At 35.9% G+C, this 14,141-nt stretch carries 13 protein-coding genes; all 13 read right to left on the bottom strand.

Features of this window, described 5'->3' with window-relative positions; translation table 11 throughout:
• Positions 1–17: 17 nt before the first annotated feature.
• The 13 genes from KD050_RS15595 to KD050_RS15535 all read right to left on the bottom strand — a co-directional run bounded on the left by KD050_RS15595 (position 18) and on the right by KD050_RS15535 (position 14,134).
• Positions 18–692, bottom strand: coding sequence for a response regulator transcription factor (locus tag KD050_RS15595; RefSeq protein WP_211893251.1), 675 nt, complete (start codon positions 690–692; stop codon positions 18–20).
• 17 nt (positions 693–709) lie between these two features.
• A complete protein-coding gene (locus KD050_RS15590) occupies positions 710–2,176 on the bottom strand; it encodes a sensor histidine kinase (protein ID WP_211893250.1) in 1,467 nt (488 codons plus the stop codon).
• A 107-nt stretch (positions 2,177–2,283) separates the two neighbouring features.
• Entirely contained in the window at positions 2,284–3,294 is a 1,011-nt protein-coding gene (locus KD050_RS15585; RefSeq protein ID WP_211893249.1) for an ABC transporter substrate-binding protein, read from the bottom strand.
• Positions 3,295–3,332: 38 nt separating this feature from the next.
• Positions 3,333–4,124: an ABC transporter ATP-binding protein gene (locus KD050_RS15580; protein WP_211893248.1), complete on the bottom strand. Its 792-nt coding sequence runs from the start codon at positions 4,122–4,124 to the stop codon at positions 3,333–3,335.
• Positions 4,103–4,945, bottom strand: a complete 843-nt coding sequence (locus KD050_RS15575) for an ABC transporter permease (RefSeq protein WP_235753833.1) — start codon at positions 4,943–4,945, stop codon at positions 4,103–4,105. The genes KD050_RS15580 and KD050_RS15575 overlap by 22 nt, the downstream gene beginning before the upstream one ends.
• A gap of 264 nt (positions 4,946–5,209) precedes the next feature.
• On the bottom strand, positions 5,210–6,235 hold the full coding sequence (locus tag KD050_RS15570; protein ID WP_211893247.1) for a LacI family DNA-binding transcriptional regulator: 1,026 nt from the start codon (positions 6,233–6,235) through the stop codon (positions 5,210–5,212).
• A gap of 85 nt (positions 6,236–6,320) precedes the next feature.
• The gene (locus tag KD050_RS15565) at positions 6,321–8,417 is read right to left on the bottom strand and encodes an ADP-ribosylglycohydrolase family protein (RefSeq protein WP_211893246.1); all 2,097 of its coding nucleotides are present in this window, start codon (positions 8,415–8,417) and stop codon (positions 6,321–6,323) included.
• 19 nt (positions 8,418–8,436) lie between these two features.
• Positions 8,437–9,594, bottom strand: a complete 1,158-nt coding sequence (locus tag KD050_RS15560; RefSeq protein WP_211893245.1) for an ADP-ribosylglycohydrolase family protein — start codon at positions 9,592–9,594, stop codon at positions 8,437–8,439.
• A 12-nt stretch (positions 9,595–9,606) separates the two neighbouring features.
• A complete protein-coding gene (locus KD050_RS15555) occupies positions 9,607–11,067 on the bottom strand; it encodes an extracellular solute-binding protein (protein WP_211893244.1) in 1,461 nt (486 codons plus the stop codon).
• A 49-nt stretch (positions 11,068–11,116) separates the two neighbouring features.
• A complete protein-coding gene (locus KD050_RS15550; RefSeq protein WP_211896323.1) occupies positions 11,117–12,007 on the bottom strand; it encodes a carbohydrate ABC transporter permease in 891 nt (296 codons plus the stop codon).
• A 3-nt stretch (positions 12,008–12,010) separates the two neighbouring features.
• Complete coding sequence (locus KD050_RS15545; protein ID WP_211893243.1) at positions 12,011–12,913, bottom strand: ABC transporter permease; 903 nt, start codon at positions 12,911–12,913, stop codon at positions 12,011–12,013.
• Positions 12,914–12,916: 3 nt separating this feature from the next.
• Positions 12,917–13,810 carry a ribokinase gene (rbsK, locus tag KD050_RS15540; protein ID WP_211893242.1) on the bottom strand — a complete coding sequence of 298 codons (894 nt, stop codon included), beginning with the start codon at positions 13,808–13,810 and terminating at the stop codon, positions 12,917–12,919.
• A 12-nt stretch (positions 13,811–13,822) separates the two neighbouring features.
• Entirely contained in the window at positions 13,823–14,134 is a 312-nt protein-coding gene (locus KD050_RS15535) for a DUF4387 domain-containing protein (RefSeq protein WP_211893241.1), read from the bottom strand.
• Positions 14,135–14,141 lie beyond the last annotated feature (7 nt).

The raw sequence follows: 14,141 nt of genomic DNA, 5'->3' as shown, positions 1-14,141 counted from the left end.
TTATTGTTATAGAAGCATTAAAATAAGTGAGAAAGCTTTAAGTCATTTATTTTCTTTACAATTTCTTTTGTTCTCGCTACACCGAATTTCTTTAATAGAGTGCTAATTTGTGATTTAATCGTTACGACCTCAACTCTTCTCTCCAATGCTATTTCCCTTATTTTCATACCTTTTATTAAATAACGAATTAGCTCTCTTTCTGTCATTGTTAGATTGGAGATATTTTGTATAAAAAACAAAAGTCCTCTCTCGGATTGTTGTAACCGTTTATACTCTTGCATGACAACTTGTTGAATTTTACCTTCTAATAGTGAATGACCATTATAAGCACTTCTAATATGATTCAAAAGTTCTTCATCTGGAATACCCTTCACCATATAGTCAATAGCACCGGTTCCCATCGCCGTTAATATAAATTCGTCAGTTTCATGAGCAGTTAAATAAATAATTTTCTCATTTTTATCCCAATCTCTTATATATTCAGTAGCTACTATGCCTGCTGTTGTATTTTCCATTTCGATATCCATTAAAATAATATCGTGCTCAACACTCTTAGCTAAATCAATCATTTCTTTTCCGGTTGATGCTGTAGCCACGACCTGCATATCATTCTGGGCATTGATTAATTCTGATAAGTCCTCTAATAATAAAGAAAAATCCTCAGCAATCATAATTTTAATAAGTTCACTCATATAACTTCACTTCTTTGTCATTTATATTTGGGAAGTAATAGATAGAATGTACTCCCATTATCTTCCTTACTTTCATATCGAAGACTTCCAAAGTGTTCTTTAACGATTGAACGAACATAGTGTAAACCCATACCCCAATTATAATTAGAGTTCTTTTTAGTAAAGTACGGTTCACAAATCTTTTTTGCATCTTCCTTGCTAAAACCTATTCCGTTATCTTTCACTTCGATTACTGTATATTGCCTTACATTATAGCAACTCAACACTATCCTTCCTTCTCCATCTGGCAGACTATTTACTGCTTCTTGTGCATTAGATAATAGATTATAGGCAGCCTCGCTCAAATGATTTTTATCTGCTAGAACATTTCCTATGACCATTAAATTCAATTCCACAATTTTATCCGGAAACTTTTGGTTAAAACGTTCAAGAGCACTTTCTACCACATCACTTAGACTAACTGGTATTAAATAAACAGAATTTGCTTTCACAGAACGATACAGCTCTTCAATACGCATCAATATATTTTCATTTTGCTTGGACAATGTATCGGTATATTCCTTAACCTTTTCAAGATCATCTAAGTTATTATTAATTCGCTTAAAAATCACCCTATTTGCTAAGAGCTGGTTTTTTATACTGTGTACAAACACCGAGGTACCAGTACTAATCGCATCAAATTTCCTTTGAATTATTACTTCCTCTTTACTCGACTGTACGATATCATTTGTATATTTCATTAGACTCGCAAAACCAATAATGGCAAAGATTACATTTATAAATACAATAAAAATATAAGTTGGTATAGATAATACCGTGTTCATATAATAGATACCGGTTTTGAACGAATAAAATTGATAGACCTGAGCTGGGTCCTGACCAAAATAAAGGAAATAAAATAAAATTAAAGAAAGGATGAAGGATGTGATTAATATAAACTTTCTTTGAAAAAATTTCATTTCAATTGAATAAGCTTCAAACAACAACAACCCTATAGAAATTATCGTATACAAAACAATCCATACGATAGTCCCAATAGCAATAATCTGTTGCAGACTTTCATTTTTACTAGTTAAATAACTAAAAAGAGGGGGATAGTAAATGATAAGTGAAAGGACAGGCATCACAAAAGTAAGTCTCTTCACCCAGTAATTTCTTTGTAACCACGGAATCATCGAAAAATGTAAAGCTAAAAATAGCAAAAACATTGGAAATAAGTGTCTACCGATCGCAATTGTATAGCCCATATCATAGACATTTATAAGAAAGTATTGAATCTGCATTTTTATTTTTATATTTAAGAAAAGGAATTCTTGAAGTTCCCTGCTTATTCCACCTTTTTTTGCGATATAAAGTAAAATACCAGAAAACATAATTGCAAGACTCATACACATCCCAAAAATATAGAAAGTCTCTCGATTTCGTTTGAGTATTAATACAAAAATGGATGTTAAAAATAGGAAGAGCATTAAAACAATTAGCATTTAGAAATCACCTAATTAAATACAAAAGGTTATCTATCAAAATTAATAACCTTTTGTAGTAGTATTTCAGATAATTCTAACTTATTAGAACTCGTAAATATATAACTTTATTTTGCAGCGTCTTTCATAATATTAAATAATACATATTCTTCTACTGGTCTCATCTCATCATCTTTTAATCTTCCAGCATCCTTAAAGTTTTCTTGTTGTTTTTTATAATACGCTTCTAACGTGCCATCTTCGATCATTGCCATCAATTGATCTTGAGTAATCCAATCACCATCTCCAGTTTGTTGTAATACAGCGTCTGGATCAACAGCAATTTCTTCTGCTACCCACTTCGCTACTTCATCCAAATTATCGACTCGATAATCCATGCCTTTGTATAAGCCTTTAGTAAATCTTACTAATACATCCTCATTCTTTTCGGCATAACCCGGTTTTACTAACCATGATGCGATGGATGGAAATTGGTCTGCATATCTAGCATTATTCGAAAGCATGACTGCATCGTCACCCATTTCGTTTTTAATAGCATTCGTATTAGGAGACCATGTAGCAACGGCATCCACACTTCCAGAAATCATTGCTGTTACGATAGCGGATGCATCCATATTCATCAGTGTCACATCATCTTTTGTTAAACCTACTTCTGCAAGCGTTAAGTCTAAAATTGTTTCACTTGAGGTACCAGTAGCTACAGCAATTGTTTTTCCTTTTAAATCTTCAATAGTTTTAACACCTTTTTCGGCACTACCAATAACTTCATCGGCATTTCCTAACTGAGAAAATGCGAAAATCTCCGCTTCTCCTTGAATAGGTAGCACATGAGCACCAGGTCCGATATAACCCACATCAATGCTTCCAGATTCCAAAGCCGCAATAATTGTTGGTCCGTCTGCAAATTCAACAAGCTCAACTTCTATTCCTTGCTCTTCAAAGGCACCTATTTGCATACCAGCAACTACCGTATTTAAGCTTGCATAGTTCGGCATATATGCTACTTTAACTTTGTCTGTTTCCTTGCCCTCTGCCTCACCAGTTCCTTCATCTTCCGAGCATCCGACCAACATAAACCCTATTAGAGCAATAGCTATAATGCTTAAAAACTTCCTCATCTTCTTTCCTCCCTATGTTTATAATTAGTGATGTATCCTTATTTCCTAACTTCTAAATACTCTTTATACACCTGACTCCAAATATAGTTCTTTGCATCTAAAAACTCAGGCGTAATTTTCGTTTCCTGACTACGAGGATATGGAATATTTATATCTACCACTTCTTTAATACGCCCAGGTCTTGCGCTCATAATAATGACTCGTTGACCTAAAATAATTGCCTCATCAACATCATGGGTTATAAAAAAACAGGTTTTTTGTTCTTTTTCCCATGTATGTAAGAGCTCCTCCTGTAACTGTGTTCTTGTTTGAGCATCTAAAGCACCAAATGGCTCATCCATTAATAGGACACTTGGATTTGCAGCATATGCTCTGGCAATCGCTACCCGTTGCTTCATACCACCAGATAACTCCTTTGGATAAGCATCTACAAAGTCTTCTAAATCCACCATTCGAATATATTTCATCGCGATTTCATCTGCTTTTTCACTTTTCATACCTTGCAGGTTTAATCCAAATTTTACATTTCCCTTTACTGTTAACCAGGGAAATAGAGCATACTGCTGAAAAACTACTCCTCTTTCATTTCCTGTGTCCATTATTTCTTGATTATCACAGAAAACTTTTCCAGAAGATGTCTTTTCTAATCCTGCAATAATATTTAGCAAGGTTGACTTTCCACAACCAGATGGACCTACAACTGTAATAAATTCATTTTCATAAATATCGAGACTAACACCATTTAGTGCAATAACCTCCCCATTATGGGAGTTATATACTTTCCGAACATTATCAATCTTTAATTTTACTACTCTCTCTTCTCCTGCCATCCTGTCAATCTCCTTTCAAGCAGTTTCACTAAACGCTCAAATATTAAACCAATAATACCAATGACTATAATGTAAAGAAGCATAGGAGCCGACTCGAAAGTATTATTTAATGCCCTTATTCTCATTCCAAGTCCGGCACTCGCCCCTGTAGATTCGGCAGCAATTAACGAGGTTAACCCTATAGCTGTCCCAAGTCGGATTGCAGTCATAATAAAAGGTAACGAAGCTGGAGCAATAACCTTCAAGAAAATATCCTTATCCTTTGCTCCAAGCACTCTCGCTGCCTTTATTAAAGTTGGATCAATATTACGTACCCCTTGATAAATTGTGATAGACATCGTCAAAAAAGTAGCAATTGTTATAACAATAATCTGTGGAGTCCTTCCAACCCCTGCCGATATAACGACCAATGGTACATAAGCTAAAGGGGGAATATTTCGAACGAATTGTATCCAAGGTTCAATTATAAAACGGATAGGACGATACCAAGCCATCAGTATAGCTACTGGTAAAGAAATTACAAACCCAAGCAAGAAACCGACTAAAACAGATATTAGACTGCTCGCAATATCACTCCAAAATACCCCACGTTGCAACATAGTTGCAACTGACTCTAAAACATAGAAAATGTTTGGAAAACTTCTAGAGGTATTTGGAATTATAGATAAAATAGCCCAAAAAATTATCGCAACAACGAGTGAAATGAGCACCCACATATTACTAGGAATCATTTCTACCCAATTCAATTTTTTCATTTGTCTATTTTTAATTTTTGTTTTCCTCTTCGTTTTTAATGCCTGATTCACTTCTATTTTAATCACCCTCTTCATTTCTGTTATTTATTATTATCAATGCTATCACCTCTCCTGTTTTTCTAATAGTATGAATTTTCTTACTACCTTTTGTAAGCGCTTTTATTGTTGGTATATAGGTTGATTTTTAATAAATGAAACCAAAATATTCACAAACACAAAAAGCAACCGAAGTTGTAAATTCGGTTGCTAATAATTGTTAAGGCGAGAAATATCTTATCCTGTATTAAACACATCAAATAAAGAATTATAGTCAAATGCCTGGATGATTTGCTACATGGCCCCCGATGAGGGTTGTATCCCCAAGGTAGACTCCCTTTTCCTCAAATGCACATCTAGTTTAACGTAATCACTGCCTTCATTCTTTTTTTCGATCATGTCGATTAGGTGAGTTGTTGCTAGTTTCCCTAATTCATAAATTGGTTGTTCAATCGTACTTATTTCAGGGTCTACCATTTGAGTTAGTTGAATTCCATCAAATCCAATAATCGCTATTTCTTCTGGCACTCGAATATTCATTAGCTTTAACGTTTTTAGCCCACCGATTGCCATGAGATCGTTTCCAAAGAAAATCCCATCACAATCTCTGTGATTATTCAATAACAGTTTGGTGAGATTTTGGCCACTTTCTAAAGAGAAATCCCCCTCATAAATACATTCTTCCTGTAGAGGAAGATATCTCTTCAACGCTTCTCGGTAGCCTTTTAGCCTCTCTGAAGAAGAAGGATAAGAGCTTGGTCCACTTATATGGGCAATCTTCTTACAACCTACCTCGATTAAATGCTCCACTGCAAGTTTTGCCCCTTCGCTGTTATCCACGCCAAAGGAATTATTTTCATCATCACCTACCGCACGATCAATACGAACAAAAGGTAGATTCATATTCTTCATCCCTTTTAATACCTCTCCAGTAAATTGAAAGGAACCCAAAATCAAACCATCGATAAATCGACTTTCAAGACTTCTCCAAAAACCATTTGAATGAAGTAGCTCTTCTTGTGTATTTATTAAAAATAAGCTATAGCCTCTTATTCTTGCTACACCTTCAATGGCAACTACCAATTCGGGAAAGAATGGATTCGTGATATCTGGTATAATTAGTGCAATCGTATTCGTTTTTCCATTTGATAGACTTCTAGCTACTTCATTTGGCTTATAATCTAGTCGTTCCATTACATCTTTAATCTTTTTCTCTGATTGCTCACTTAAATAGCCTTTTCCGTTTAGATACCTTGAAACAGTAGCGATGGATAAACCTGATTCTTTTGCTACATCCCTAATCGTTACATTTTTTTTCACGAAAGCTCAAACTCCTTGCCGAATTATAGTAGAAAAGATTCATAGTAAAATGGGGAAAAGATGCACATCTCCCATCCTTCAGTATTCATCCTACTTCCTTCACTATAAATGATGAGATATCTACTTCTCCCTTATCTAAACACCCAATTCCAATCATCCCAGAAGTAATTTTGTCATCTTCATATTCAATAATAGTTTCATCGTCGATAGAAAACCGAATATTTTTCCCTTTATATTGAACCTGGAAACGGTACTTTACACCAATTTCCCAAGTAAATGGCACCGTGATTAAACGCTCGTAGCCAAAATCATTTAAGATCAAGGATACTTTATCTACTCCATCAAATCCTACAAGATAATGTCGCTGAATTCCTTGCGCTCTAAAAATCATTTGGTGACTAGTACCACTAATTGGGTGAACTTCGAATTCAATAATTGCATCTTTTGTATAGTAATTTCCTGTATAACTCGAACAATTCCCTTCAGATAAACATCTCATCTTGTCTCCATTTATCGACCACTTCCCATTTTGATGAGCAAATGGTGTAATACTAAGAAATTCAACAGATTGCTTCGAAAAGTCTATAGTATATTCAGAGTTCCCAAAGATATGGAAATTCTTCAAATAGATTGCACCAAATGCACGGTTAAGGGAAGTAGATGGACTTTCCAGAATATATCCAATTTCATCTATCAATGCTCCATTGGTATCTGGAATTGTAAATTGTATGTTATTCCAACTATTATTTTCAAGTACAACTTTGTCTAATATCAAGCATTCCTTAGTAAAGGAATCACGAATGTATGGTGTGATAAAAATACCCGAACCTTGCCATTTATCTAAATACATATCAACCGCCACTTGCTGACCGCTATATGCTTTAGGAGCAAAAGTTGGTTTATACTTTTCATCATTGAATTCATCTCGACGATAGAAAGGCTTATAAAATATTTTACTTTGACTGCCTCCATACATCCGGTCAAAAATGACCTCCAACGATCCCTGTCCGACTTTACTATTATGCTGAATAAATGCTTTAAAAGGATTGTCTGACTTAAACCCATGTGTAGATCCTGGAAGCTCAAAATCAAAGAAAACCTCTCCATTTTTCACTTTGTTCTGAAGATTTTCAGGTGGAATTTCGCCGGCCATCTTATACCCTAATAGCGCTAGCTCTGCTGAAAACGTTGGAATATCCACAATATTTAAGTAGCCTGAGACACTGGAAGCAACAATACAATCGTTTACTGGTTTTCTATAATGGAGAGGAATACCCTCAATTCCACCGTATACACCAGTAATTGTCCCCACATTTCCAGCGTTACAGTCTGTATCCCATGCACACATTGTGGCTATTTCAATAGTTCTTGCAAAATCTCCATTCCCATAAAGTAGCGCTAGAATACAAACCCCTGCATTCGGGATAATATGACATATTCCAGGATACTTATCATATCCCCATTCAGCTTCTAAATAATTGCGACATTCACGAAAGTCATCTGGTTTCTGAAGATAAAATTCTAACACTGCATTCACTATTCTTGCATACACGGACTCCTTAGGAATCACCGACAATCCTGCGTCTATTATTTCACGAATTGACGCTGCTGTAAAAGCTTTAGATATACACGCAGCCATAAATCTTGCACCGTAAAGACCTTCTTTATCATGAGATACACTGGCAGCTATCTCCGCAAAATGAGCAGCTTTTTCAACATTTTGCGGGTATATTAACCCCCAGCTATCAATAAGAATTTGACCGCCTATTTGTTCTGCTAACACAATTCCATTTTGCTCAACTGATCCTGATTTAGGAGCTTGAATGCCATTTTTTAAATTGAGGTAGGCGTTATGCTCTGTACTAATACCTTCTCCACCCCACCAAATCATTCCAATACCTTCCCGACAATAGTTCAACCAAGCCTTGCCTACATCTTCTGCTCGTACTTCTCTATCTCTCGCATCATCATAGAGAGCTCGTATAAAGAATAAAGGCCCGTTTGCATCATCATCTGCAGAAAACATATTATAATCTTTAACGTATCCTTTTATATCCCCATGAACTTGTAAAATTCTTTCGAATGTCCATTCTGTTGGTTCTAACGGCGCACCTAGTCTAATTCCAACGTTCATTCCCAAGAATCCCGCATACACCTTTTCCAAATAATTTTCATGTAACACGTGATTCACTCCAATTCATTTATTCCGAGTCGAATAGACCGTTTCTCTTTTGATTTAGCGCAAGATCTTCTTTTATTATCATTTCTGCTACCTCAGCAAATTCCTCTGCTAGAAGGGTGAAATTTGTTTTATTTGTTTCTTCCAATAGCTTTATATCTTCGTTTTTTATAACACCAACACCTTGCATAGCCCCTAAAATTACACCAATCATCACTCCGATCGAGTCTGTATCTCTGCCGGAGTTTATACCGTCATAAATAGAGGTATAGAAATCACCATCATTTAATACGATAAAGGCAAGTGCCATCGGAAGCTCTTCAATAGAAAATAGCCTACTTGGTGTATAATGATTCGATGGAATACCGAGTTTCTCAAATTTCCGATGAACATCATCTTTCATAGGTGAATACTTTTCCATCTTCTTTTGAAGGACTTGGATTACTTCATCCATGTCGGCATTTTTGGTGCGTAATTCTTTTGCTGCAGTTGTTAAATCTTTTATAGCTTCCTTCGTTCCATCTTTCGCAAAGAATATGGCGTTTTCAATTATCTCATCGATTGTGATATTCGGTTCAAACGCTTTAGCAACACAGGCGGCTAATACTCCAGCCGCCTCTAGTCCATAACTACTTTGATGACCTATGGCAAATAAAATCGCTTCATCATACGCAGCCTTTGGGTTACCTGCATTGACTATTCCAATAGGTGATATATACATAGCTGCTCCACAGTTAACCATATTGCCAATGCCGCCTTCTCTTGGCTCGCAGTTTGCTAACACATGTCGTATAAAAATATTTTTTTCTGGATAAAACAACCGATCAATAATCATTGCTTCTTTCCCAAACTCGGGAATGTATTGCTTTTTATACGCAATCTCTTTGATGAATTCATCACCCATGTCATACGCATCGAGATGTCTTTTCTTTGTCAAATACACTTGTATCAATGCATTTGTCATTAATGTATCATCTGTAATTATTCCACTTCCACGCATCCTCCCTAGTCTTTTCTCCTCTGGGATATCCGCCTTATACCATTTTGTTTCTAGCGATTCCACCCGGCCATATTGTTCTTTGATTTCTTGATAACTTAATTTTTCAATTGTTGCTCCCATTGCGTCACCAAGTGCTGTTGATAGAAGAACTCCCTTTACTCGATCTTGAAAAGAAACCATTTATTTTACCCCTTACTTGATTGTTTCGTTAGCATATTCCGTAATTTCTGCTCCGCCAGCTTTATTCCACTCTTTTACATAATCATCGAACTCGCTAACTGGTCGTTTTCCTGTAATAACATCTGCAGAAAAGTCTTTATAAATATTTTCCATTGCATCCCACTTTGAAACAAATTCCTCAGGGATTATGAAACTGTTATCAGGGTTATAGAATTCATTTGCAAGGTCTCTTGAATTTTGTGCTGGTTCACTTAATAATGGAGTAACAAGTGGTTTTTCCAGTTCAAAAGCCTCTGGTTCCCAAAATCTTGAGTACCATTCATTGTAGTATTTTTCTGTTAACTCAGTTCCAGAATCTGTAATATTAAAATGCTCACCTTCAAAGCCAAGACGATCTAGTACTTGCCCTTCTGGACTAGCTAAATAATCCAACACCTCAAAAGCCACATCTTTGCTCTTAGATTGAGATGATATAGCTAATCCACGAGATTCTTTCGTAATATCTGTAGCAATAAACCCTTGGTATTCCCCTTTTGCGGGTGGAAGTACGACAAGCTCTGCGTCCGCACCATTTACTTGTGTCATTTTCCCGTTATAAATGTCAATAACCTTTCCGTTTGTACCGGTAATTACAGCTGCGTCGCCATCATAGAAGGCTTCTTCCTTTGTATCCCATTGCTTCGTTAAATACTGTGGATCTAATAATCCTTCTTCGTATAATTGATTGTAGAAAGTCAATTTCGCCTTCTCCTGCTCAGAAACTTTAGAGTTTATATAACTTCCATCCTGTTCTAGCCAAGTTTGGTTCAAGCCAAAAGCCATTTTGAAAATAGAATCTAGTTCGGCAATATCTCCAGCTACCGTTACTGCATAAGATGGCTTACCACCGTCTGCATTTTGTACAACTTCTTTAAAGAATGCATGATAGTTTTCAATTGTTGGGTCTACCATTAGTGCATCTGAACTAGCAACATTTTCGAACCAGTCTTTACGAATAACTGGTGTTTTCGAATCCAATGGTTTAATCCAAAGTAGGTATGGATAGTTTTTAATTCTTTCTTCGTTATGTGGTAGCATAATATCTTTGATATACTCGGATTTTTCAATATAAGGAGTTAGATCCTCTAGTAAATCCTGATTAGCAATTTGCTGATCTCCACCTTGGAAGTATATTAAGTCTGGGATATCTCCACTCATTAAAAGTAGATTTAACTTCTCTGCATAGTTACCTTGTGGCATTTCTACTAATTCAAACTTAACATTCAAATCTTTATCTTCCTTTAAAGCCTTTTCTAAGTTAGCAAAGTATTTAACTGCCACTGGATTGGATGGTCCTTCATCTTTAAATACAACTTTAAGTGTAACTACTCCATCTTTATCGACTGTTGCATCACTCGCATCATCTGAATCATTAGAGCAAGCAGCTGCAAAAATCATGACAAAAGCTAAAACCAATAAAAGCATCTTCTTCATTTCATTTCCCCCTTTAGTTTGGTGTTACAACTCAACTTGAACATACGACTTAATCCTTTACCCCTCCTTCTAGTGTTCCTTTCGCATAATATTTAAGAATAAAAGGATAGAAAACAAGCAATGGGACGATGGAAATAATAATTGTTCCCGCTTGTAAAGAACCAAAATCTAGTGCTTGGACTTGCTCATAAGAAAGGACATTCTGTGCTCCTAAGAGAGTAGTATTGTCTCTTTCAACTACAAATTGACGAAGAACTACTTGCAATGGCCATTTATTTGGATCGGTTAAGTAAATTGTTGCGCGGAAATATTCGTTCCAATGATAGACCCCATAAAATAACCCCAATGTAGCCAAACCAGGTTTGGATAGTGGTAACATAATTCGAGTAAAGATTCGAAAATGTCCCGCTCCATCGATACGTGCTGCCTCCAAAATACCATCTGGTACTTCTTCGAAGAAACGCATCAGGATAAACAAATAAAAAATATTAATCGTTTTATATAGTAATAGAGAAGCATAAGTGTCTAGTAATCCTAGGTCTTTAACTAGTAAATATTCCGGTATAAGACCGGGCTCAAAAACCATGATCACTATTAAAAAGACAACAACAACTCGTTTTCCTACAAAGTCTGTCTTCGCTAATACATACGCAGCTAAAGCTGTTAAAAACAGATTTAGAGCGGTTCCGACAATTGTAAGAAATAAACTATTGAATATACTTCTAACTATAAGTGGATTTGAAAATAACACCTCATAATTGATAAATGAAAAACCTTTCGGAATAATATCCAACCCACTAAGTTTATGGACCTGTAAAGGGTCTGAGAAGGACATTGCTAAAAGATTCAGGATTGGAATCAGAATCATAAATGACAGGATTAACAAAATTGTAGAAATGATAAAGTGGGACCAAGTAAAACGCTTAAAAAAACGCTGCATCAATTACCACACTCCTTTCCCCGTCAGCCTTTTCGATATAAAATGTGTACTCAGTATTAAAATAACACCAATTACCCCTTTAAAAAGACTGGCTGCCGTTGCATAAGCGTATTGTCCATTGAGAATTCCGATACGGTACACATATGTATCCAGAATATCGATTTTACTAATCGTAGAATCGTTAATCATATTGAATACTTGGTCAAATCCTGCATTCAAGAAAAAACCTAAATTTAATATGAAAACTACTACGACTGTACTTAACAGTTGTGGAAACGTGATAAAACGCATTTGTTGTAAAGTAGAAGCTCCGTCTATACGTGCTGCTTCATACAAAGAAGGACTGATTTTCATAATAGCTGCAAGATAAATGATGGAATCCCATCCTGCACTTCGCCACATTTCCGAAAATACAAGAACCCATCGAATATGATCTTTACTTGTCATATAATCGAGCGTTGGTAGTTGAAAAAAATTTCTAATGACATTTACGCCACCGCCATCAGGACTAAGTAGGCTAATCCATACACCTGCAATAACGACCCATGATAGGAAGTGAGGTAAATAAATAACAGATTGTACGTATTTTCTAAAAGGCCCATTTCTAAGTTCATTGATCATCAATGAAAGTATAATCGGGATTGGAAAAAAGAAAATCATTTTCATGGAGCTAATAATAATCGTATTTTGTAATACATCAAAAAAAGCTGGTGAATCGAATAGCACTTTAAAATGCTTCAAACCGCCCCATATATTATCCCCAATAACACGGTAATCCTGAAAAGCGAGCTTCATGCCGATAATAGGAATCACATTAAAAATGACAAAATATAATATAGCTGGAAAGATCATTAAGTAAATGACCCAGTCTTTTTTAATTCTTTGGAATATCCCCTTCTGTGTCATGGATTAGCTCCTTTTTAAAAATTGATCTAAGTCTTTTCTATACGGCATGCCAGCTTGTGCACCCTTCTTCTGTACGGACAAGGCTGCAGCAATATTTCCAAAGCGAATACATTCACTCAATTCTTTACCATCCGCCAGAGCAACAGCAAATGCACCACAAAAAGTATCTCCAGCACCAGTTGTATCTACTGCTTGAACTGTTCGGGCTGGAACATTAACTATGCGGCTCCCATCAAAAAATTTAACCCCTTCTTGACCGCATGTTATCACGAGCTTATTAGGAAATTTGCTCAATGCATCCTCCATGCTACTGTCTGGCTGATCGAGAACCAATTGGTATTCATGTTCATTTGGAGTTAAATAAGTAATTTTCTCTAGAATGTCTTGTTTTATTAGTTGAGATGGGGCAGGATTCACAATAATTATCTTTTGTTTCTCATAGAGAATTGGTATAAGGTACTCAATCGTTTCCATTGGTATCTCCAGTTGGAAAATAAAAATATCGTGCATCAAAATCTGTTCTAAGTGACTTTTTACATATATCTTGTTTGTATGGCTATTAGCTCCTGGAATTACAATGATTCGGTTTTCAGAATTACTAATTTCAACGAAGGCTGCTCCTGTATGTGCGTTATTCGCAACGTTAAGAAAAGAAGTTTCTACGTTTTCCAGAAGAAAAGAATCCTTTGCAAAATTCCCATTGTCGTCATTGCCAATAGAGCCAAAAAACGTGACCTGTGCTCCTAAACGAGAGGCAGCCACAGCCTGATTTGCACCCTTTCCTCCGAGTGCTCTGAAAAAGTTGTTTCCAAGTATTGTCTCACCTGTCTTAGGAAGGACATCTGCCTCCACAAAATAATCACTATTTATACTGCCGACCACTGCTATTTTTTTCATATGTCTAACACCCTAATCTATTAGTATGTTCATCAACGGAGCATGTTGCTGCGCGCCGTATACATCTCTATCTCCAACAGTTCCAGAGGAAACTTCCCTTAGAATTGTTATCTTTATGCCCATTGCAGGATCGAAAAACACAATATGACGGACATCACTTTCGGTAATGTTATAAAGACTACAGATCATCTCGGTTGTAATTTTATTTGAATTTTTAACCCGCTGATATTTTTCTGCACTATCAAATAAAATATCCATTGTCAGTTCAAATGGTCCTGAATTTTTACTTCTTAATACCTTTGCGATATCAAATAACTTTTCCATTTCCCCC

The sequence above is a fragment of the Psychrobacillus sp. INOP01 genome, from assembly GCF_018140925.1.
In the GTDB taxonomy this organism is placed as follows: domain Bacteria; phylum Bacillota; class Bacilli; order Bacillales_A; family Planococcaceae; genus Psychrobacillus.
This window is presented reverse-complemented; position numbering and strand designations above follow the sequence as displayed.

Excerpts from the sequence above, each read along its gene's own strand:
- KD050_RS15535 (WP_211893241.1), bottom strand. The coding sequence starts at position 14,134 with ATGGAAAAGTTATTTGATATCGCAAAGGTATTAAGAAGTAAAAATTCA.
- KD050_RS15545 (WP_211893243.1), bottom strand. The coding sequence starts at position 12,913 with ATGACACAGAAGGGGATATTCCAAAGAATTAAAAAAGACTGGGTCATT.
- KD050_RS15590 (WP_211893250.1), bottom strand. The coding sequence starts at position 2,176 with ATGCTAATTGTTTTAATGCTCTTCCTATTTTTAACATCCATTTTTGTA.
- rbsK (WP_211893242.1), bottom strand. The coding sequence starts at position 13,810 with ATGAAAAAAATAGCAGTGGTCGGCAGTATAAATAGTGATTATTTTGTG.
- KD050_RS15555 (WP_211893244.1), bottom strand. The coding sequence starts at position 11,067 with ATGAAGAAGATGCTTTTATTGGTTTTAGCTTTTGTCATGATTTTTGCA.
- KD050_RS15580 (WP_211893248.1), bottom strand. The coding sequence starts at position 4,124 with ATGGCAGGAGAAGAGAGAGTAGTAAAATTAAAGATTGATAATGTTCGG.
- KD050_RS15585 (WP_211893249.1), bottom strand. The coding sequence starts at position 3,294 with ATGAGGAAGTTTTTAAGCATTATAGCTATTGCTCTAATAGGGTTTATG.
- KD050_RS15560 (WP_211893245.1), bottom strand. The coding sequence starts at position 9,594 with ATGGTTTCTTTTCAAGATCGAGTAAAGGGAGTTCTTCTATCAACAGCA.
- KD050_RS15595 (WP_211893251.1), bottom strand. The coding sequence starts at position 692 with ATGAGTGAACTTATTAAAATTATGATTGCTGAGGATTTTTCTTTATTA.
- KD050_RS15550 (WP_211896323.1), bottom strand. The coding sequence starts at position 12,007 with ATGCAGCGTTTTTTTAAGCGTTTTACTTGGTCCCACTTTATCATTTCT.